20 protein-coding genes are annotated in these 21,725 nt (G+C 41.6%); 18 read left to right on the top strand and 2 right to left on the bottom strand.

The window, feature by feature from the left end:
* Positions 1–265 precede the first annotated feature (265 nt).
* From LJE11_RS05985 to LJE11_RS05925, 13 genes are all read left to right on the top strand, one after another.
* Entirely contained in the window at positions 266–2,077 is a 1,812-nt protein-coding gene (locus LJE11_RS05985) for a DUF7507 domain-containing protein (protein ID WP_020993621.1), read from the top strand.
* Between the two features lie 296 nt (positions 2,078–2,373).
* Positions 2,374–3,831, top strand: a complete 1,458-nt coding sequence (locus LJE11_RS05980) for a UDP-N-acetylmuramoyl-L-alanyl-D-glutamate--2,6-diaminopimelate ligase (RefSeq protein ID WP_020993620.1) — start codon at positions 2,374–2,376, stop codon at positions 3,829–3,831.
* A 26-nt stretch (positions 3,832–3,857) separates the two neighbouring features.
* On the top strand, positions 3,858–6,077 hold the full coding sequence (gene priA / locus LJE11_RS05975; protein ID WP_055058135.1) for a replication restart helicase PriA: 2,220 nt from the start codon (positions 3,858–3,860) through the stop codon (positions 6,075–6,077).
* 169 nt (positions 6,078–6,246) lie between these two features.
* Positions 6,247–6,723, top strand: a complete 477-nt coding sequence (gene def / locus LJE11_RS05970; RefSeq protein ID WP_008706495.1) for a peptide deformylase — start codon at positions 6,247–6,249, stop codon at positions 6,721–6,723.
* Between the two features lie 7 nt (positions 6,724–6,730).
* A complete protein-coding gene (fmt, locus tag LJE11_RS05965; RefSeq protein ID WP_020993619.1) occupies positions 6,731–7,678 on the top strand; it encodes a methionyl-tRNA formyltransferase in 948 nt (315 codons plus the stop codon).
* Between the two features lie 4 nt (positions 7,679–7,682).
* A complete protein-coding gene (locus LJE11_RS05960) occupies positions 7,683–8,378 on the top strand; it encodes a zinc metallopeptidase (RefSeq protein ID WP_055052688.1) in 696 nt (231 codons plus the stop codon).
* Entirely contained in the window at positions 8,371–9,723 is a 1,353-nt protein-coding gene (gene rsmB / locus LJE11_RS05955; protein ID WP_055052687.1) for a 16S rRNA (cytosine(967)-C(5))-methyltransferase RsmB, read from the top strand. The genes LJE11_RS05960 and rsmB overlap by 8 nt, the downstream gene beginning before the upstream one ends.
* 3 nt (positions 9,724–9,726) lie before the next feature.
* The gene (gene rlmN, locus LJE11_RS05950) at positions 9,727–10,767 is read left to right on the top strand and encodes a 23S rRNA (adenine(2503)-C(2))-methyltransferase RlmN (RefSeq protein ID WP_022380480.1); all 1,041 of its coding nucleotides are present in this window, start codon (positions 9,727–9,729) and stop codon (positions 10,765–10,767) included.
* 1 nt (position 10,768) lies between these two features.
* The gene (locus tag LJE11_RS05945) at positions 10,769–11,515 is read left to right on the top strand and encodes a Stp1/IreP family PP2C-type Ser/Thr phosphatase (RefSeq protein WP_022380479.1); all 747 of its coding nucleotides are present in this window, start codon (positions 10,769–10,771) and stop codon (positions 11,513–11,515) included.
* Entirely contained in the window at positions 11,509–13,692 is a 2,184-nt protein-coding gene (gene pknB, locus LJE11_RS05940) for a Stk1 family PASTA domain-containing Ser/Thr kinase (protein ID WP_055052686.1), read from the top strand. The genes LJE11_RS05945 and pknB overlap by 7 nt, the downstream gene beginning before the upstream one ends.
* A gap of 3 nt (positions 13,693–13,695) precedes the next feature.
* Entirely contained in the window at positions 13,696–14,574 is an 879-nt protein-coding gene (gene rsgA, locus LJE11_RS05935; RefSeq protein WP_008706503.1) for a ribosome small subunit-dependent GTPase A, read from the top strand.
* A complete protein-coding gene (gene rpe / locus LJE11_RS05930) occupies positions 14,574–15,248 on the top strand; it encodes a ribulose-phosphate 3-epimerase (protein WP_026648253.1) in 675 nt (224 codons plus the stop codon). The genes rsgA and rpe overlap by 1 nt, the downstream gene beginning before the upstream one ends.
* An 8-nt stretch (positions 15,249–15,256) precedes the next feature.
* Positions 15,257–15,988 (top strand): thiamine diphosphokinase, encoded by a 732-nt coding sequence (locus LJE11_RS05925; RefSeq protein WP_055058136.1) that lies wholly within the window; start codon positions 15,257–15,259, stop codon positions 15,986–15,988.
* A 262-nt stretch (positions 15,989–16,250) separates the two neighbouring features.
* Here LJE11_RS05925 and LJE11_RS05920 read toward each other — a convergent pair whose 3' ends face one another.
* On the bottom strand, positions 16,251–16,700 hold the full coding sequence (locus LJE11_RS05920; protein ID WP_055058138.1) for an Rrf2 family transcriptional regulator: 450 nt from the start codon (positions 16,698–16,700) through the stop codon (positions 16,251–16,253).
* A 322-nt stretch (positions 16,701–17,022) separates the two neighbouring features.
* On the opposite strand from LJE11_RS05920, the gene LJE11_RS05915 reads away from it, so the two are divergent.
* Positions 17,023–17,649 carry a DUF3786 domain-containing protein gene (locus tag LJE11_RS05915; protein WP_055058139.1) on the top strand — a complete coding sequence of 209 codons (627 nt, stop codon included), beginning with the start codon at positions 17,023–17,025 and terminating at the stop codon, positions 17,647–17,649.
* Here LJE11_RS05915 and LJE11_RS05910 read toward each other — a convergent pair.
* Positions 17,571–18,218, bottom strand: a complete 648-nt coding sequence (locus LJE11_RS05910) for a TetR/AcrR family transcriptional regulator (protein WP_055058140.1) — start codon at positions 18,216–18,218, stop codon at positions 17,571–17,573. The two genes, LJE11_RS05915 and LJE11_RS05910, sit on opposite strands and share 79 nt — an antisense overlap.
* A gap of 168 nt (positions 18,219–18,386) precedes the next feature.
* Between LJE11_RS05910 and LJE11_RS05905 the strand changes: the two genes are divergently transcribed.
* The 4 genes from LJE11_RS05905 to LJE11_RS05890 all read left to right on the top strand — a co-directional run bounded on the left by LJE11_RS05905 (position 18,387) and on the right by LJE11_RS05890 (position 21,629).
* Positions 18,387–19,157, top strand: a complete 771-nt coding sequence (locus LJE11_RS05905) for an ATP-binding protein (protein ID WP_055058141.1) — start codon at positions 18,387–18,389, stop codon at positions 19,155–19,157.
* Positions 19,158–19,270: 113 nt separating this feature from the next.
* Positions 19,271–19,447 (top strand): hypothetical protein, encoded by a 177-nt coding sequence (locus LJE11_RS05900; protein WP_155512369.1) that lies wholly within the window; start codon positions 19,271–19,273, stop codon positions 19,445–19,447.
* 146 nt (positions 19,448–19,593) lie between these two features.
* A complete protein-coding gene (locus LJE11_RS05895) occupies positions 19,594–20,298 on the top strand; it encodes a LytR/AlgR family response regulator transcription factor (RefSeq protein WP_055058142.1) in 705 nt (234 codons plus the stop codon).
* Between the two features lie 23 nt (positions 20,299–20,321).
* Positions 20,322–21,629 (top strand): ATP-binding protein, encoded by a 1,308-nt coding sequence (locus tag LJE11_RS05890; protein ID WP_055058143.1) that lies wholly within the window; start codon positions 20,322–20,324, stop codon positions 21,627–21,629.
* The last annotated feature ends 96 nt before the right edge of the window (positions 21,630–21,725 follow it).

Below are 21,725 nucleotides of genomic sequence, written 5' to 3'. Positions count from 1 at the left end.
TTCATCGGCAACAGCCGTTATCAGTATTCTTATTTTCACGCACCGGTCCGGTGCAAAAATTTCCAATTATTTATTGATAGTCCGGGAGATGGTTTTGAATCCTGAGCAGAAACTCTGAAAATCTTATTTATTGTGCAAAACAGAGAGGAGAGATGCGTATGTCTGTGGATATGAACTTATAATCTCGAAAGATACTGTACCGATATCATTCTGACAGTGGAAGTACCTCAGATGACATAGAATAAAAATTCAGGAGAATGAGAGAATGAAAAAAAGAATATGGAATCAGTTAAAAAAAGCAGTCATGATAACGGCTGCTGTCGGGATTTTGGGAGCAGGAGCAGTATCAGCAGCAGAATTTGAAGCTGCAGAGTTATATGTTCCTGCTGTGGGTTTAAAGCAGAGTGCACAGTGGATCGATGAAGAGAAATTTCAGGCAGAACTGACACTGGAAGTGAGCGGTCTGAAAGAACTGTACAAAAGTCAACAGGAGAATACTGTTTCGGAGAACGGACAGTTGCAGATGGAAAATAGTACATGGGATGGAGAAGTGAGAGAAGCAGAAGCAGCAGAAAATACGACAGATGAAGTGGATTCCGAAAATACAGAGTGTGAATCAGAGAGTGCAGTAATAGATATAGAAGATATAGAAAGCGAAGAATATCGGAAGGCAGAAGAAAACGCAGAAGGATCTGACACAGAAACCGGACAGACACAACAGAGTGAGCAGGAGAACCAAAATGAGATCAGGGAAGATAAAACCAGATATTTTCTGACTGTATATATTTCAGAATATTTTCAGATAAATGCAGAAGTGTTAAAGAATGATCTGCAGGCTGAATCCGTACAGATACAAAATAAGAAAGGTGAGACAACCCAGATTACAAAGCTGACCTGTGAGACTGCACTTTCAGATGCGGAAACAGATATCTTTACCATGAAAGTGCCGGTGTCTCTGCGTGAAGAATATCGTATTTCTTCTGTAAAAACAGATTATCCTCTGTGCCAGGATGCACCGCTTTGCAAAGATTGGGAGGGGACAGGTGCGTATTTCTGGATGAAATCAGGGGATGAAACCCGGACTGTTGCAGAAACTCCTTCAGCTCTGCTTTCCGTACAGGAGGCAAAAACAGGGATCACAGCCCGGTTACAGCAGGAGACGAAAGAGGTACGTGCAGGGCAGAACCTTACTTATATATTGTCTGTAGAGAATACAGGAGAATTACCTCTGGAAAATATAGAGATATCCAGTGTTTTTTCTCAGGATAATATAAAAGCCGAATGGAAACAGGAAGAGGGATTTATTGCAAATGGTATGCAGGGAATTATTTCAGGTCTTAAGGCAGGAGAAATCAGAAATCTTCAGATGACAGTACAGCTTACAGAAGAGCAGGCAGGAGAGCTTATTCATACAGTAACTGTAAAAGCGAAATATCCGGGAAAGGAAGAAAGTATTGGATGTCAGAAATCAGTCGAAACAGAAGTCATTGCATTAAAGGCTGCTTTTGAGGTGGAGAAAACTGCGGACAGAACACAGGCATATCCGGGAGATACGATCACATATCAGATCTGCATCAGGAATACGGGTGAGCGGACACTTCATTCGGTTCTCAGTACAGAAAGATTCCAAAATGCCGGTATTCAGGCAAACTTTGTCAGGAAAGAGGGCGTAACATTAAACAGCACAGGCACACAGGCTCTGATTCCGCAGATCGCACCGGGAGAGGCTTTTGCACTTTACGCCACAGTGACTGTTCCACAATATATGGCAAGTCAGGAATTGATCAATGAGGTAATCGTTACATCTGATGAGACTGGTACACAGGCAATGACATCTAAGGCAAACGTAGAATTAAAGGAAACTGATAATATTGTTACAGTTACGCCGCAACCGGCATCTCTGGCTTCCCAGAATTATGGATATGACTCAAAGTCCGGAAGTGCTTATACTACTGCTTCCAAACCACGTACAGGAGATGAGACAGAAACGGCTTTGTATATTGTACTGGGGATTTTTGCAATCATGTCCGGAGTCAGTGCATTCTGTTACAGGAAGACAAAAAAACAGCAGAAGTAGAGAAACAACGTTGAAACGACAGGGGAGGTGTGCTATTCTTATATAGAATATACGCTTTAGTAAAACACCTCTGCCTGACTTTAAAGAAATTGCGTTACTGTTCACACATCACTATCCCGCGAGGTGTTTTGGCATGAATATGCCAAAATCCCGAGACATACAAGCCAAAATTCCATTGCCGCAAGCAATCTGGAATGAATTTTGGCTAAGTTACAGTGAACGGAGTGAACAGTAACGAAATTGCCGCAGAGGCTGTATGAAATTCAGGCAGGCAGGAAATGATATGGAGGATTAAAATGAAATTAATATCCTTACTGGAAAAGCTGGAATATACATGTCTTCAGGGCAGTACAGACCAGGAAGTAAAAAATGTGGTTTATGATTCCCGGAAAGTAGAAGAGGGCTCTCTTTTTATCTGTATCCGCGGTGCAGTGGTGGATGGCCATAAATTTGTGCCGGATGTAGTTGCAAAAGGAGCAAAGGTTCTGATCGTGGAAGAAGCTGTGGAAGCACCGGAAGATGTGACAGTCATTCTTGTGAAAGATACACGATATGCAATGGCGTTTATTTCTGCCGCATATTTCGGATATCCTGCAGAGAAACTGAAAACAATTGGTATCACAGGAACCAAAGGAAAAACAACCACTACGTATATGGTAAAATCTATTCTGGAAAATGCCGGATATAAAGTGGGACTGATCGGAACCATTGAAGCGATCATCGGTGACAAAGTGATTCCTGCAAAGAACACAACACCGGAGTCTTATGTGATTCAGGAATATTTCCATGAGATGGCAGAAGCCGGCTGTGACTGTGTGGTTATGGAAGTTTCCTCCCAGGGACTGATGCTTCACAGAACTCAGGGATTTGTTTTCGATTTTGGTATCTTTACAAATATTGAGCCGGATCATATCGGACCAAATGAACATAAGGATTTTGATGATTATCTCAGATGCAAGTCCTTACTTCTGAAACAGTGCAAGGTAGGAATTGTAAACAGAGATGATGAACATTTCGAGAAGATTATTGAAGGTCATACATGCAGCCTGGAAACTTATGGATTTTCACCGGAAGCAGACCTTCGTGCGGAAGATGCAAAGCTGGTCGGAGGTAAAGGATATCTGGGTATTTCCTACCATCTGAAAGGACTTCTGGATTTTCATGTGGAGATAGATATTCCCGGTAAATTCAGCATCTACAATTCATTGACAGCAATCGCGATCTGCCGTCATTTTAAGGTTTCGGAAGAAAACATTCTCAAAGCCTTAAAAGTAGCTAAGGTAAAAGGCCGTATCGAAATGGTAAAAGTATCCGATGATTTTACTCTGATGATCGATTACGCGCATAATGCCATGGCTCTGGAGAGTCTTCTGACCACTTTGAAAGAATATCATCCCCACAGACTGGTATGTCTGTTTGGATGCGGAGGCAACAGATCAAAGCTTCGCCGCTATGAGATGGGAGAGGTTTCCGGAAAGCTTGCAGACCTTACCATCATTACCTCTGATAATCCACGTGATGAAGAACCACAGGCGATCATCGATGATATCAAGATCGGTATGGCGAAAACCGATGGAAAATATGTAGAGATTCCGGACAGAAAAGAAGCCATCGCCTATGCGATCCATCATGGAGAGCCGGGGGATATTATAGTTCTGGCAGGTAAGGGACATGAGGATTATCAGGAAATTAAAGGAAAGAAATATCCTATGGATGAACGTGTCCTGATCGCAGATATTCTTGCTGGTAAATAGGTAGCGGGTCAAACAGGAATAAGTTCATGATATATGCTGATATAATAATTGATATTTCCAGTGATAAACTGGACCGGAGTTTTCAATATCGTGTACCGGAAAGGCTGGAGAAGAAAATAAAGGCAGGGATGGTGGCAGCCATCCCTTTTGGAAATGCCGGCCGGGTGCGTAAAGGATATGTGATCGGATTGTCAGATAAACCGAAAATTGCTCCCGAAAAGATTAAAGAAATCAGTGAAATCTGCAGTGGAGAAGAGACTACGGAATCCAGACTGATCGCCCTGGCAGCCTGGATGAGAGAAAATTATGGTTCCACCATGATCCAGGCTCTCAGGACAGTACTTCCTATCCAGGAGAAAATCAAGGCAAAAGAGAAAAAATATATATGCCTGGATATTTCCGAAGAGGCGGGAGCGCAGTTGCTGAAAGAACTTGAACAAACAAGGTTTAAAGCCAGAACAAGACTTCTGAGGGAACTTCTGGAGAAAAAAAGACTGGATTATACACATGCGGCGAAAGAACTGGGGACAACTTCTGCTGTTGTAAAGAAATTTCAGGAGCAGGGGATTATCCGCATAGAATATGATGAGATAATGAGAACTTCACTGAATACAGGTGATATTTCCGGAGAAAGGCGAATGCCGCTTACAGATGAACAGGAAGCGGCAGTAAAGCAGATACAGAGAGAGTGGAAAAAACCATCGCCGAAGCCTGTACTGATCGAGGGAGTGACAGGGAGCGGGAAAACCCAGGTGTATATAAAGCTGATCGAGCAGACGCTTTCTCAGGGAAAAGAAGCAATCGTGCTGATCCCGGAGATTGCTCTGACATATCAGACGGTACGCAGATTTTATGCCAGATTTGGGGATAAAGTATCAGTTATCAATTCCAGACAGTCTCAGGGAGAACGCTATGATCAGTTTAAACGTGCGAAAAAGGGAGAAGTCCAGGTGATGATCGGTCCCAGATCTGCGCTGTTTACGCCATTTGCCAGTCTGGGACTGATCATTATTGATGAAGAACATGAATCAAGCTATAAAAGTGAAAGCACACCCCGTTATCATGCAAGGGAAACTGCAATCAGGAGAGCTGTTTTAGAACATGCAAATGTGGTAATGGGTTCAGCTACTCCATCAGTGGAAGCCTACAGTAAGGCAATGAATGGGGAATATAGTCTGGTCAGGCTGACAACAAGATATGGAAGCAGACCTCTGCCCCGGGTTTCTATCGTAGACCTGCGTGAGGAATTAAAAGCAGGAAACAGGTCTGTACTGAGCAGAGAACTCCGGCAAAAGATGAAAGGCCGGTTTGAGAAAAAAGAACAGGTAATGCTTTTTCTGAACAGAAGAGGATACGCAGGTTTTGTATCCTGCCGGTCCTGTGGACATGTGATGAAGTGTCCGCATTGTGATGTTTCTCTTTCGGAGCATAATAATGAAAGGCTTTTATGTCATTACTGTGGATATGAGACAGGAAAACCCCGGATATGCCCGGTGTGCGGATCGCCTTATATTGGCGGATTTAAGGCAGGAACACAGCAGATCGAGAAGGTAGTGCGGGAAGATTTTCCAGAAGTCAGGACTCTCAGAATGGATTTTGATACAACAAGAACCAAGGGCAGCTATGAAAAGATCCTTGCAGCTTTTGCTGCTCATGAGGCAGATATACTGATCGGAACGCAGATGATCGTTAAGGGGCATGATTTTCCGGATGTCACACTCATGGGAATAGTAGCAGCGGATCTTTCGCTGAATGCAGAGGATTATCGATGTGCGGAACGTACCTTTCAGCTTCTCTGTCAGGCAGTCGGCCGGGGAGGACGGGGGGAAAAACCGGGAGAGGCAGTGATCCAGACCTATCATCCGGATCATTACAGTATTCAGGCGGCGGCAGTGCAGGATTATCAGGCATTCTATGAGGAAGAGATGAGTTACCGTATGCTTCTGGATTATCCGCCTGCGGCACATATGCTGGCAGTTCTGGGTTCAGGTCCGGAAGATGAGAAACTGGTTCAGGCAATGTATTATCTGAAACTTTATATAGAAAGGATATACAGAGAAAATGACCTGCATATCATTGGCCCGGCATATGCGTCAGTTGGAAAAGTTAAGGATATTTACAGACAGGTTATCTATTTAAAACATAAAGATCATAAAACGCTGGTACATATCAAAGACCAGCTGGAGAAATACATAGAGATAAATTCCGGTTTCCGGAAAATATACATACAATTTGATTTCAGTTAATTATGGCAGATTTTTTCAAAATCTCATTACTGAAGTAATCTGCTGCAGAAGGGAAATCCGGAAGGCAGTAATTTCTGAAATCGTGATATAACAATAATCAAGATATCAGGTTAGGGGCAAAATATCTTTTGATTCTAACATCATAATCAAAGAAGAGGAGAATAAAGAAATGGCACTTAGAAAAATCAGATTACAGGGCGACGAAGTACTTGCAAAGGTCAGCAGACCGGTAGAAAAAATGACACCACGTATTCATGATCTGATCGGGGATATGCTTGAAACCATGTATGATGCAATGGGAGTTGGCCTCGCTGCACCACAGGTAGGTATGCTGAAGCGTATTGTTGTGATCGATATAGGAGAGGGTCCTATCGTGCTGATCAATCCTGAAATCCTTGAAACATCAGGCGAACAGACTGGTGATGAAGGATGCTTAAGTGTACCTGGAATGGCTGGTCAGGTAACACGTCCGAACTATGTAAAGGTAAAAGCTCTGGATGAGGATATGAATGAAGTAGAATATGAAGGGGAAGGTCTTCTTGCGCGTGCTTTCTGCCATGAGATCGATCATCTGGACGGACATATGTATACAGAACTGGTAGAAGGAGAACTTCATCAGGTTTCCTATGATGAGGATGAGGAGTGATAATCAAATGAAGATAGTATTTATGGGAACACCGGATTTCGCAGTGCCGTCATTACATGCACTGACAGAAGCCGGATATGCGGTGGCAGCAGTAGTGACCCAGCCTGACAAACCAAAAGGCAGAGGTAAGACATTATTGCCAACACCTGTAAAAGAAGAAGCCGTTATGCACGATATTCCGGTATATCAGCCGGAGAAAGTGAGAAATAACCCTGAATTTCTGGAGATTCTGAAAGAAATCAATCCTGAGATCATAGTTGTTGCTGCATATGGACAGATTATTCCAAAAGAAATCCTGGAGCTTCCGAAATTTGGATGCATCAATATTCATGCGTCTCTTCTTCCGAAATACAGAGGAGCAGCGCCTATCCAGCAGGCTGTGATCGACGGGGAAAAAGTATCAGGTGTAACGATCCAGCAGATGGGAGAAGGTCTTGATACCGGTGATATGATTTCAAAGATAGTAATTCCGATCTCTCCGACAGAAACAGGTGGAAGCCTGTTTGGAAAACTTGCGCAGGCCGGTGCGGATCTGCTGATCAAGACACTTCCATCTATTGAGCAGGGAACTGCGGAGTTTGAAAAACAGCCGGAGGAGAGTCCTACACCTTATGCGGCTATGATCACCAAACAGATGGGACTGATGGATTTCAGAAAATCTGCAGAAGAACTGGAACGCCTTGTACGCGGCCTGAATCCATGGCCAAGTGCTTATACATTTCTTAATGGAAAAACTCTGAAAGTGTGGAAATGTAAAGTCAGCACTGAGAAAACAGATGCTGTTCCGGGAACAATCTTCCTGGCAGATAAAGAGGGGATCCATACAGCATGTGGAGAAGGAGTGCTGATTCTTACAGAGGTACAGCTGGAAGGTAAGAAGCGTATGGAAACAGAAGCCTTTCTCCGGGGATATCACATTGAAAATGGAATTGTTTTTACAGATCATAAGGAGTGATTAGATGTACGGATATTATTATTTTGATCCTACGTATTTACTGCTCATTATCGGAATGGTGCTGTCTTTACTGGCATCTGCAAAGGTAAAGAGTACGTTTTCTGTTTACAGCAGAGTGCGCAGTGCATCGGGGCTTACAGGCGCCGATGCTGCCAGACGGATTCTTCGTATGTCGGGAATTACGGATGTTACGGTAGTACCCATATCCGGCAGCCTGACAGACCACTATGATCCGGGAAGTAAGAAACTGGCACTTTCCCAGGATGTATATGATAAAACATCTGTGGCTGCAATCGGGGTGGCTGCGCATGAATGTGGACATGCTATTCAGCATGCGACTAACTATGTGCCATTGAATCTTCGCTCTGCAATTGTGCCTGTTGCAAACATCGGTTCAACACTTTCCTGGCCATTGTTTCTGGCAGGACTGATTTTCTCAATCCGTCCACTGCTGACTGTTGGAATCATTTTGTTTACATTTGCGGTTCTTTTTCAGCTTGTAACTCTTCCGGTAGAATTCAATGCTTCTTCAAGAGCGTTGAAAATGCTTGGAAGTTCAGGAATGCTTGGAAACGATGAGGTAAAAGGTGCAAGGAAGGTTCTTACAGCGGCAGCACTCACCTATGTTGCAGCACTTGCTTCATCAATCCTGCAGCTTTTAAGACTGATCATACTTGCCGGAGGAAGAGACCGTGACTAATGGAATAAATACAAGAGAACTGATATTACAGATATTACTGGAAATCGAGGAAGAGGGAAAACACAGCCATATCGCTATCCGCAATGCTCTTTCCAAATATCAGTTCCTTCCAAGACAGGAGAGAGCTTTTATTACCAGAGTCTGCGAAGGAACACTGGAATATCGTATTTTAATAGATTATATTATTGATTCATATTCAAAAGTATCTGTAGATAAAATGAAGCCTGTGATCAGGGAAATCCTGAGAAGTGCAGTTTATCAGATCAGGTTTATGGACAGTGTGCCGGACAGCGCAGTGTGTAATGAAGCGGTGAAGCTGGCACAGAGAAAAGGCTTTTACAGCCTGAAACCTTTTGTAAACGGTGTTCTTCGTACGATTGCCAGAGAGTGGAAAAATCTGAAACTTCCTTCAAGGGAAGAAAATCCGGTCAGATATCTGTCTGTCAGATATTCTATGCCGGAAACACTGGTAAACCGTTGGCTTGAGGATTACGGGGAAGAAAAAACAGAAAAGATCCTTACAGATTTTCTCACTGAGAAACCGATTACAGTACGCTGCAGAACTCATAAATATCCACAGAAAGAGATTTATGAGAGCTTGGTCGATCAGGGAGTGGAAGTGAAACCTGCACCTTATCTTCCCTATGCATATGAAATTTCAAATTATAACCATATTCTTGCACTGGATGCATTTATACAGGGGAAAATCCAGGTGCAGGATGTAAGCTCAATGCTGGTGGCAGAAATTGCAGATCCGCAAAAAGGGGATTATGTGATAGATATGTGCGCAGCACCTGGTGGAAAGAGTCTCCATGTTGCAGATAAAATGGGAGATTACGGAACAGTAGATGCACGCGATATCAGCCAGTACAAAGTGAATATGATCGAAGAGAATATTCACAGAACAGACTGCATTAATGTGCAGGCTCATGTGATGGATGCTACGGTATTTGATGTAGATTCAGAACTCAAGGCAGATGTCGTTCTGGCAGATGTCCCATGTTCCGGATATGGAGTAATTGGAAAGAAGCCGGAGATCAAATACAGGGTGACAGCACAGAAGCAGGAAGAGATTGTAATCCTTCAGAGAACAATCCTTGACAATGCGGCAGAATATGTGAAACCGGGCGGAGTGCTGGTATTTAGTACCTGTACTATCGCAAAGGAAGAGAATGAAGAGAACATGTTGTGGTTTATGAATAATCATCCGTTCAAACTGGAGAGTATTGATCCGTATCTTCCGGAAGAACTACATTCTGAGACAACAGCTCTGGGTTATCTTCAGCTTCTGCCGGGAGTACACAAAACAGATGGCTTCTTTATTGCAAAATTCAGGAGAAAATAAGTAATGACAGACATTAAGTCAATGACGATCGACGAATTAAAGAAACTGATGACCACTCTGGGAGATAAGCCTTTTCGTGCGAAGCAGATTTACAGCTGGCTGCATGAACACCTTGTTACTTCTTATGATGAGATGACCAATCTTTCCAAAAGCCTGAGGGAAAAACTGAAAGAATATCCTGTCACAGCACTGAAGATGGTAGATGTACAGACATCCCGGATTGACGGTACACAGAAGTATCTGTTCCGTCTCAGTGATGGAAATGTGATAGAGAGTGTTCTCATGCGGTATAAACATGGAAATTCTGTCTGTATTTCTTCTCAGGTGGGATGCCGCATGGGATGCAGATTCTGTGCATCTACCATAGGAGGACTGACCAGATGTCTTCTCCCGTCAGAAATGCTGGATCAGATATACAGGATACAGGCTCTGACAGGAGAAAGAGTTTCCAATGTTGTGGTCATGGGAACGGGGGAACCTCTTGATAATTATGAAAATCTTCTCAGGTTTATACATATCCTGACAGAAGAAGGAGGACTTCATATCAGTCAGAGAAACCTGACTGTATCTACCTGTGGGTTGGTTCCGAAGATTTATGACCTTGCAAAAGAAAAGCTTCAGATGACACTTGCACTTTCCCTTCACGCACCTAATGATGTGAAGCGACGGGAACTGATGCCGATCGCAAACAAATACAGCATGGATGAGGTTCTGGAAGCTTGCCGTTATTATTTTAAAGAAACCGGGCGCAGGATCACATTTGAATACAGTCTGGTAGCCGGAGTTAATGACAGCGATGAGGATGCAAGGGAACTTTCCGGCAGAATCAGAGATATGAACTGCCATGTAAATCTGATCCCGGTAAACCCTATTAAGGAACGTTCCTTTGTGCGTTCAACAAGACAGGCTGTGGAGAATTTCAAAATAAAACTTGAAAAATGTGGAATAAATGTTACTATTAGAAGAGAAATGGGCAGTGATATTGATGGTGCCTGTGGACAGTTAAGAAAAAGTTATATGGAAAAAACAGAAAGCGAGAAGTGACATGAGGATATATTCAGCTACTGATGTCGGGCAAAAGCGGAAGATGAACCAGGATTATGTGTTCGCAACTGCTGACCCGGTTGGAAATCTTCCGAATCTGTTTGTTGTTGCAGATGGTATGGGTGGTCATAATGCAGGTGATTATGCATCCTCTCATGCGGTTACATCTATGGTGGAGGAAATCCGGCAGGATGCGGATTTTAATCCGGTAAAGGTAATCCGTCATGCCATTGAATGTGTAAATACCGAGATTCTTGCCCAGGCACAGCAGGATGAGAAACTCAGAGGAATGGGAACAACGATAGTGGCAGCTACTATCGTAGGACATTACGCTTATGTGGCAAATGTAGGTGACAGCAGACTTTATGTGATCGGAGAGAAGATTCAGCAGATAACAAGGGATCACTCACTGGTGCAGGAGATGGTAAGAATGGGAGAACTTGACCCTGAACAGGCAAGGAAGCATCCGAAGAAAAATATCATTACAAGAGCACTTGGAGCAGAGAAAACAGTGGATATTGATTTCTTTGATCTGAAACTGGAACCCGGAGATGTAGTTTTGATGTGTTCGGACGGGCTCAGCAACATGGTTGAGGACAGCCAGCTGAGGGAAATCATTTCTGACACATCTACAGATCTGGATGAAAAAGGCAGGATACTTATAAGAGAAGCAAACCGCAATGGCGGCAAGGATAATATTGCAATTGTATTGGTAGAACCATTCACAGACGAGGTGAAAGCATGTTAAAAACGGGAATGATCATAGCAGAACGCTATGAGATATTAGGAAAAATTGGTACCGGCGGAATGGCGGACGTATACAAGGCAAAAGACCATAAGCTGAATCGGTTTGTTGCTGTAAAAGTTCTTAAGCCGGAATTCAGAGAGGATACGACGTTTATCCGCAAGTTTAAAAGTGAGGCTCAGGCTGCAGCAGTCCTGACACATCCGAATATAGTGAATGTATTTGATGTTGGTGACGATAACGGAGTTTATTACATTGTTATGGAGCTTATTGAGGGAATTACTCTCAAGGAGTACATTTCCAAAAAGGGAAAGCTTTCTGTAAAAGAAGCAACCAGTATTGCAATCCAGGTCTCCATGGGACTGGAAGCTGCACACAGCCATGGGATTGTACATCGTGATGTAAAACCGCAGAATATTATCATTTCCATGGATGGAAAGGTAAAAGTAACAGATTTTGGTATTGCAAGAGCCGCTTCTTCCAATACCATAAGCTCAAATGTAATGGGATCTGTTCATTACAGTTCACCGGAACAGGTCAGAGGCGGATACAGTGATGAGAAGAGTGATATTTATTCACTGGGTATCACAATGTATGAAATGGTTACAGGGAAGGTTCCTTTTGACGGAGATACCACAGTAGCTATTGCTATCAAACATCTTCAGGAAGAGATTGTTCCTCCAAGTATTTATACACCGGAGCTTCCCCACAGTCTGGAGCAGATCATTCTGAAATGTACACAGAAAAGCGTGGATCGCCGTTATCAGAATATGGAGGATGTGATCGCAGATCTGAAGCATTCTCTGATCGATCCACAGGGAGATTTCGTAACGCTGACGTCTGTGGATAACGAAGCAAAAACAGTTGTGATCTCAGATAAGGAGCTTGGCGAGATCAAACATATGCCGAAGCAGATCGCAAAGTCAGAACCTGAGGCTCTGGAAGAAGAAATCAATGAAACAGATTATGATGATGAGCCGGAAGTGAAAAAGCACGGGAAGAAATCAGATAAGCCTGAGAAAAAGAAAAAAAGAGGCGGACATGGGCTGACTATTGTAATGCTTCTGATGGGTGTTGTGATTCTGATAGCAATCATTCTGGTCGCAGGAAAGGCGTCCGGACTTATTGGAAGTAACAATGATACAGACAAAAAAACTGAGGCCTCAGATACATCGGAATCAGATGATGACGGAATGATAACTGTGCCGAATCTGGTAGGAAAAACAGAGGATGAAGCAAAGAATATCACAAAAGATATGAAACTGGGTATTCAGCCTATGGGCGAGGAGGCTTCAAATCAGGCAAAAGGAACCATTTCTTCACAGGATATTCCAAAGGGAAGTAAAGTAGAGCAGTATACGACCATTAAGTATTATATCAGCAAGGGTGCGCAGAAGATCACAATTCCGGATGTGGATGGACAGACCGGAGTAGACGCACAGCAGACTCTGGAAGATATGGGATTAACTGTTGAGATACAGAAAGAATACAGTGAATTAAATGATGATGGTACTCCGGTTACAGATCCGGGATATGCAGTCTCCACAACTCCGGCAGCCGGAAACTCTGTTTCAGCAGGGGACAGCGTAACACTGATTGTCAGTCGAGGCGTGGACTATGGAGACAGTGTGGAGGTTCCAAGTGTTGTCGGAATGACAAAGAATGATGCAGTTACTACTTTTGGTAAGTTCCTCAATGTGGAAGTAAAAGAGGAAAAGAGTACAGAGGTGGCAGAAGGAGAAGTAATTTCACAGGAACCGGAAGCCGGAAACTGGGAAGATCCGGATAATGTGAATGTTGTGATCACAGTAAGTACCGGAGATCAGGAACCTTCGGCTCAGAGTGACAGCGCAGATACTGCTGCGTCATCTGATGCTCCGGCACAGACAGCAGATAACAGTGCGGCGGCAGCAGCCGGGGAAGTATGGAAATGTACACAGACTCTGAATACTCCGTCAGGATATTCCGGAGGTCCGGTTCGTCTGGAACTGATCCAGAATGTAAACGGAACACCGACAGCTTCAGTTGTTCTGGAAGATCAGGTAATCCAGTTCCCATATGATCTGGATATCACAGGTGCACCTGGTATCAGCGAGGGTACTTTGTATCTGTCTGAACAGATCAGTGGAACTTATCAGGAACTCGGAAATTATTCTATTACATTTGCTAAGGCTGAATGATCCATGCAGGGAAAGATAATAAAAGGAATTGCAGGATTTTATTACATCTATGCAGAAAATGATGAGATTTATGAATGCAAAGCAAAGGGAATATTCAGAAAAGATAAACAGAAACCTCTTGTAGGGGATAATGTGGAGATAGAGGTTTTGGATGAACAGGAGAAGGAAGGCAGTGTGACTGCCATCCTTCCCAGAAAAAATTCATTGATCCGTCCGGCCGTTGCCAATGTGGATCAGGCTTTTGTGATTTTTGCGATGGAGAATCCGAAACCTAATTTTATGCTGCTTGACCGTTTTCTGATCATGATGGAGAAAGAGAATGTTCCGGCAGTCATATGTTTTAACAAGAAAGATCTTGCAAAACAGGAAGAACTGGAGCTTTTATATGAAACTTATAAGAGTTGTGGATATGATGTGATTTTTTCCAGCACTTTTAATGGAGAGGGGCTGGATGAAATACGTGAGATCCTGAAAGGAAAAACAACTGTAGTTGCAGGACCTTCCGGTGTGGGAAAATCTTCAATTACCAATGCACTGCAGGAAAATGTACAGATGGAAACCGGGGAGATAAGTAAGAAGCTGAAACGTGGAAAGCATACCACGCGTCATTCTCAGGTGATACCGGTGGGACATGATACTTATCTGATGGATACACCGGGATTTTCTTCTTTATATCTGACAGATATAGAAGAACAGGAACTTAAGGCGTATTTTCCGGAGTTTCGCAGATATGAAGAACAGTGCAGATTTCAGGGATGCAGACATATCCATGAACCGGACTGTGGCGTGAAAGCAGCATTGGCTGAGCATGAGATCAGCCAGCTTCGCTATGAAGATTATCTGGGACTTTATAATGAATTAAAAGAGAAAAGGAGATTCTAATTATGTATCAGTTGTGCCCTTCTATTTTATCGGCAGATTTTAACCGTTTGGGCGAACAGATCAAAACCCTGGAAAAAGAGGGGATTGAATGGCTTCATATTGATGTTATGGATGGTGATTTTGTACCGAGTATTTCTTTTGGAATGCCGGTGATAAAGTCTATCCGAAAGGAATCAAAGTTGTTTTTTGATGTACATCTCATGGTTACAGAGCCTGAGAGATATATCAGAGATTTTGTGGAATGTGGGGCAGATTCCATTACAGTACATGCGGAGGCATGTGAAGATCTTGAGAGAACTATTGAACAGATCAGGGAAGCAGGTGTGAAGGTGGGAGTTTCCATCAAACCGGCTACACCTGTAAATGATATAAGTCATATGCTCAGCGATGTGGATATGGTTCTGATCATGACTGTACAGCCGGGATTTGGCGGTCAGAAGTATATGGAAGAATGTACGGAAAAGATCAGGGAAGTACGTGAACTGATCGAGGCCGAGGATCTGGATGTAGATGTTCAGGTTGATGGTGGCATCAATGATGAGACAATGGAGACAGTGCTCACAGCAGGTGCAAATCTGCTGGTAGCAGGTTCTTATGTTTTCAACGATGATCTGGCAAAAAATGTAAAACATGCCAGAGAACGAATGGATGAGATCATAAGAAGGATTGACTGAGGAAGAGCATGATAGATACGATAATTGTAAGCGGGGGCAATATCCACAGTGATTTTGCCCTCGATTTTTTAAAAAAGAATGAAGCCTGTCTGATCGCAGCTGATAAAGGGCTGGAATTCTTTCTGGAGCATCAGCTTTTGCCGGATGCAGTTATTGGAGATTTTGACAGTCTGTCTGAAGATGGAAAAAAATTCCTGGAAATTCATGAAGAAAGAAGTATGGACAGTGAAATTCCCTATGGGGGAATGACTGAGTGGAAATTGCAAAAAGGCTTTGGAAATGAAAAAAAAGAAATAAAAGTTATCCGCCTGAGACCGGAAAAAGATGACTCAGATACACAGTCTGCCATGAATTATGCGATCAGGACCGGTGCGAAAAAGATAGTGATCTTTGGTGTGACAGGAAACAGAGTAGATCATCTGATGGCGAATTTCGGACTCCTTGTCCTGGCACAAAACCAGGGGGCAGAAGTAACACTTGTGGATCGGTATAATTATATGAAGCTTATTTCAGACGGAACAGTTCTGAAAAAGTCAGAACAGTTTGGAAAATATGTGTCATTTTTTCCATTTGGAGGAAATGTGACAGATCTGACTCTGGAAGGATTTAAATATCCCCTGAGTAACTATTGTCTGACAGCAGCAGACAGTGGACTTACTGTAAGCAATGAGATAATCAGCGAACATGCCAGAGTTACATTTAGCTCAGGAGAATTGCTTATGATAATGTCAAGAGACTAAAACACAAGACACGTTTTTTTGATGAGTTTCCCAGGGAGGCACTGGAGCTTGCAGATGAGCTGAATTTACCGCTTTTTTTACTTTATAGGAAAGACCGCCTGCGGTGCTCTGCTGAATTAAAAAATGCCCGCACGGAGGCGGGCATGATAACAAGAAAATTTCTGGATTAGAAAATATAAAAATTTTCCTCGCCAAATTGTTATCAGATTTGTCATCATTTAGAAGATAATCCATATCTGGAAGTCCTTTTTCGTTTCTCCTGCTATATAATATTCTGTAAATCATTTTGCATGGATGTTCTCTGGTAATAAGTATTTATGATATCCTGTAAAGTAATCGTATTCATCTTTTCTTCAGCGTTTTTTTGAATTTCATTATAAAATCCCTGCAAAGATAACTGAATATTAATACCAACACCACAATCAGGATTGGTATGAGTATCTAAATGAAGCAGCGGTTTCTCACCTTCAACTGCCTTATAAATATCCAGCAATGTAATCTGGTCTGCCGGTTTTGAAAGAGAAGGACGGGCATGTCCGGCTACACTGGTCATAAGTCCGGCCTTTTTTAGTTTTAACATAAGCTGGCGTACAAAGCCAGGATTTGTATGGACACTTTCTGCAATTGAGGCGCTGGAGAGAGATTTTTCCTGGTTGATAGCAATCAGAACCATCACATGAACAGTATCACTTAATTTCGTTGAATATTTCATGATAAGAAACTCCTTGTAGTATGATATAATGATTTTGCTTTCACATTTTTGAGACAAAAATATTTCTGGTTTGTCTAAAACATTTCAAGTTCTCAACAGTCCTTTCCAATATGTTGAGAAACGGTGCATATTTATTATTTTGATGATTGTAAATAATATAATTACAACTATAATGAAATTTAAAGGAAAAGTCAACACAGGAATGAAACTTACGGAGGATTGTATAATATGCTGATCGTAGACAAATTTATGAAACCACCAAAATCCTTGAATAAACATTGATTATTACATGATGCGATAAAATATTTACAAAGGAGAACTTATGGAATACAAAAATCAAACAGAAAATCGTGCATTTCAGGAAATGTTTCAGGCAGCAGTAAAACGGCTGCAAAATCGTTCCGGAGAGGATATTGCTGCAAAAAGTGGGGCTGTTTTTCATAGCAGCCGAAATGTGATTGAAGTACTGAGTTTTTATGAAACGATTGAAATTCAACTCCCTGAATTTTGTATTAACTCAGACATGGACGAATGGCATTATCTGACATTGCTGCATTATCTGGATATGGCCGATGGAACAGAAGGTTCACAGAAACTCATTACTTTTGGTAACCTGAAAGATGGATTGATTCGAGGAACCAAGTTTGACCGGACTGCAGAGCAGAAACTGGAAAAGCTTTTGCAGGATAAAGATCCTGAGAAAATTCAGAAAGCATGTAAAAACCTAGGTGCAGAATTCACAGAGACAAAGGCGGACCTGTGTGCTGTTTTTCCAGTTCTGCCAAGATATCCGGTAACTTTAAAGATATGGTTTGCAGATGAAGAATTTTCTGCATCTGGCAAAATATTTCTTCAGGATCATGCCGATCATTATCTGAGTGTAGAAGATGCGGTAACAGTTGGAGAAATTTTGCTGCAAAAATTATCGGAAGCATTTTCTTCTCTCTGATCATGAATCAGAAAACTTTCCAGCCCGGATTTGATAAATCTGTCGATTACTGTCTGAATCTGTTTCCAGTCATTACAGTGATTGCGGAGCATCAGTCTGTTGATGGAAAGGCAGCCATTCATTTGAAAATAAAAAACCGATTCTGCCTGTTCAAAGGTCAGGAGGCTGTGTGACATAAGCCAGGTCACATAGCCTTCTTTTGTATTTTCTGCTATTTTTTCCAGAAGAATAGGGGCAATTGCATCATCCAGAAACAGTGCCCTGTATTGTGATTCCATCTGTATTTTCTGACAGAACGGATAGGAACAGCTTTTTTGATTTAGACAGAATAAATGATCCACAGTTGTTAACATATCCTGAGTCATATCATTAAAAATATCTGATAATACATCATGGATATCGTAGTAATGAAGATAAAAAGTACCACGGTTGATTTCAGCATTTTTGCAGATTTCTGTAACTGTAATTTTCGTAAAACTTTTCTGCGTTAACAATTCTAAGAACGTATCTTTTATGGTTTGCCTGGTATAGCGGGTACGGCGATCTTGTTTTCTGGTTTTTTCTGACATTATATACTCCTGTATTATTTGGTATCATATGATTCCTCAACAATTTTTCTGATGTGTTGAGGAGCCATACAAATCTCACAGATTGATTATTGTAATTTATATAGTAACAACTATAATAAGATTTAAAGAAAAAGTCAACAGATTGTTCAGAATATTAGGAGGAAAAACATGGGACATGTAATTGCGATATCAGGAAAAGGCGGCGTAGGAAAAACTACACTTTGTGGATTATTGATCCAGTATTTGTGTGAAAGTGGGAAATGTCCGGTTCTGGCCGTGGATGCAGATGCGAATGCCAATTTAAATGAAGTGCTTGGTGTGGAGCCGGAGATCACACTTGGAGAGCTGAGAGAAGAAATTGAGCGGGCAGGCGTAGACCCACGATATCAGATCCCATCCGGTATGACGAAGCAGGCATATCTGGAAATGCGTCTTTCTGATGCGATTGCAGAAGAAAATGATTATGATCTGATGGTAATGGGGCGAACCCAGGGACAGGGCTGCTATTGCTTTGTAAATGGTCTTGTACAGACCCAGGTTCAGAAACTGCAAAGCCATTATCCATATATTGTGGTTGATAACGAAGCAGGTATGGAACATATCAGCAGAGGAATCCTGCCAATGATGGAAGTTGCCATTCTTGTAAGTGACTGTTCCAGAAGAGGTGTTCAGGCAGCCGGACGTATTGCAAAGCTGATGAATGAATTAAACTTTAAACCACAGAAAACTGGATTAATCGTGAATCGTGTTCCGGATGGAAAACTGGATGCCGGAACTCTGGAAGAAATCCGAAATCAGGGACTGGAGCTGCTGGGAGTGGTGCCTCATGATAACCAGGTTTATCAGTATGACTGTGATGGAAAGCCGATTATACAGCTTCCGAAAGATTCTCCGGTCAGAAGTGCACTGGGAGAAATTGTAAAGAAGCTAGGACTGTGAGAGAGGGAGGTTCTCTTTATGATTTCAGCCAGACAGCAGTAGATGAGATAAAAAAATAAAAGAAAAATTAGGTTAAGAAAATAATAGAATATATACAGGAAAAAGGTGAAAAGATGGGATTTTTTTCAGGATGTATGGACGCCAGAAACATGACTTCAATTGAAGAAGTTAAATGTCCGAAATGTAGTGCAGATATAGAAGTATTTGTGAGAGATGGAAAAACAGTTGGCGACAGTGTATGCGATAACTGTGGATATACGATAAAAGAAAACCAGATTATACAGGTGTAATTTGTAATATTACATCCACTTGACTCAGGAATGAAGCAGTGATATACTAAAACAAAAGTTATTTATAAAATAACAGTAAAAACCTGGAACTATATTGTGCGGGCTTGAACAGTTACAAAAAATGCAATTCTTGTGGAGGGTATAGGATGATACAGATTGCAATTGTGGAAGATGAAGAAATTTACGTAAAACAATTAACAGAGTATATCCGGAAATATCAAACGGAAAGGGGAAGATCAATAAAGGTTACGGTATTTGGTGATGGAGAAGATATCACTGAGAATTACAGTGGCGGTTTTGACATTATTCTGATGGATATTCAGATGCGGTTCATGGACGGTATGACAGCAGCAGAAAAAATCCGTCAGATGGATCAGAAAGTAATTATTATGTTTATTACAAATATGATTCAATATGCAGTACGTGGATATGAAGTTGATGCAATGGATTATGTAGTAAAACCAGTTGAGTACTTTTCTTTTTCACAGAAACTGGATAAAGCAGTTGGACGTATGCGCTCTGAGGTTAAAGAATTTCTTACGATTCCGATTGGGGAAGGAGTTGTAAAGATAAATATAGCAGATATCTATTTTATTGAGGGGCAGAGACATAATGTAATTTATCATACTTCGAGAGGAGATTATTGTTCAAGAATTACGATGAAAGAACTCGAAGAAAAACTTGCGGTACACAATTTTTTTCGATGTGCAAAGGGATATCTGGTAAATATGAATCATGTAGAGGGATTTGTTGGTTCTGATTGTGTGATTCATAATGTACATATACCTGTCAGCAGAACCAGAAAAAAAGAATTCATGAATCTGCTTCTGCAAAACCTCAATATGGAATGATTTCATGCGAAATGGAGGATACTATGTTATATCAGGATATTCCAAGAATTTATACGGCAATAGCAGAGTGGGGATCATGTCTGGTTTATCTTTATATCCTAAAAAAAGAAAACATGAAATCTGTACATTTTCTTATAGGCAGTCTTTTCATGTTGGCAATGCAGAGTATTTTTCTGACTTTGACAGGCAGCGTAACTGAAATTTTGTGGATTCCCTGTATGATGATCGCTGCAGGTATGATGTATGGATTTCTTATGGTCGGAGGAAATATGAAGCCTCTGGGAGCGGCTTATTGCTGTGCCCGTGCATTTGTTCTTGCAGAGTTTGCAGCTTCGCTGCAGTGGCAGATGGTATCTATTGTACAGGCATGGGGGAATCAGAGCCTCGGGGTTGAAATTCTGATTACGATGGTTGTTTTTGGAGGCTGCTTTACTATTGATATTTATTTAGAAAAAGATCTTCTGAAGCAGAATTATCTTGAACAGATGACAGTAAAGGAAGTAGTAGCGGCGGCAATCATGGCTGTTGCAATCTTTGCTTTTAGTAATCTGAGCTTTTTAAATGAAAATGTACCATTTGCGAGCAGAGAACGTGCAGATATTTTTTCTATCAGAACACTGATCGATTTTGGAGGAATTGCAATCCTGCATGCTTATCAGAGCAGGATCAGTGAGTATGTTGCCGAGAAAGAACTTTCAGTAATGAACGTGATGCTGAAAAGCCAGTATGATCAATACCGAAATTATCAGGACAGCCTGGATCTCATACAAATGAAATACCATGATCTGAAACACCAGATAACGGGACTTCGCGCGGAATCAGATGAAGAGAAACGAAAAAAATGGATTGATTCCATGGAAAAGGAAATCGCTGCTTTTGAGAATATAAGCAGAACGGGGAATCAGGTACTTGATACGATTTTGGCAGCTAAGATTTTCCATTGTCGAAAAAATCATATACAGATTACCTGTGTGGCAGATGGAAAATTATTGGATCATATGCATGTAACAGATATATGTTCTATATTTGGAAATGCTTTGGATAATGCGATTGAACATGTAATTTTAATTCCAGATCCGGAAAAAAGACTGATCCATCTGACAGTATCCGCTCAAAAAGGATTTGTGTTCATCAAGATAGAGAATTATTGTGAAGCAGAAATTTCCAAAAATGAAGAGAATCTGATTACAACAACAAAAAAGGATAGTAAAAACCATGGTTTTGGATTGAAGAGTATTCGTAAAGCTGTAGAAAAATATGATGGTTCTGTAGTATTTGGAGTACAGCAGAACTGGTTTGAATTAAAGATTCTTTTACCCAGAGTATTGTAATGCTCTGGGTATTTTTGTTGCCAAGCATACGACAGGTCCGGTGGACCTTTTTTAGTATTTTGTGCCATATTTGCTGCATCTTGTGCCAAAAACGGC

The sequence above is a fragment of the Blautia sp. DFI.1.216 genome, from assembly GCF_020594215.1.
Taxonomy (GTDB): domain Bacteria; phylum Bacillota; class Clostridia; order Lachnospirales; family Lachnospiraceae; genus Blautia_A; species Blautia_A wexlerae.
The sequence above is the reverse complement of the archived record's forward strand: the minus strand, read 5'-3'. Positions and strand labels throughout refer to the sequence as shown.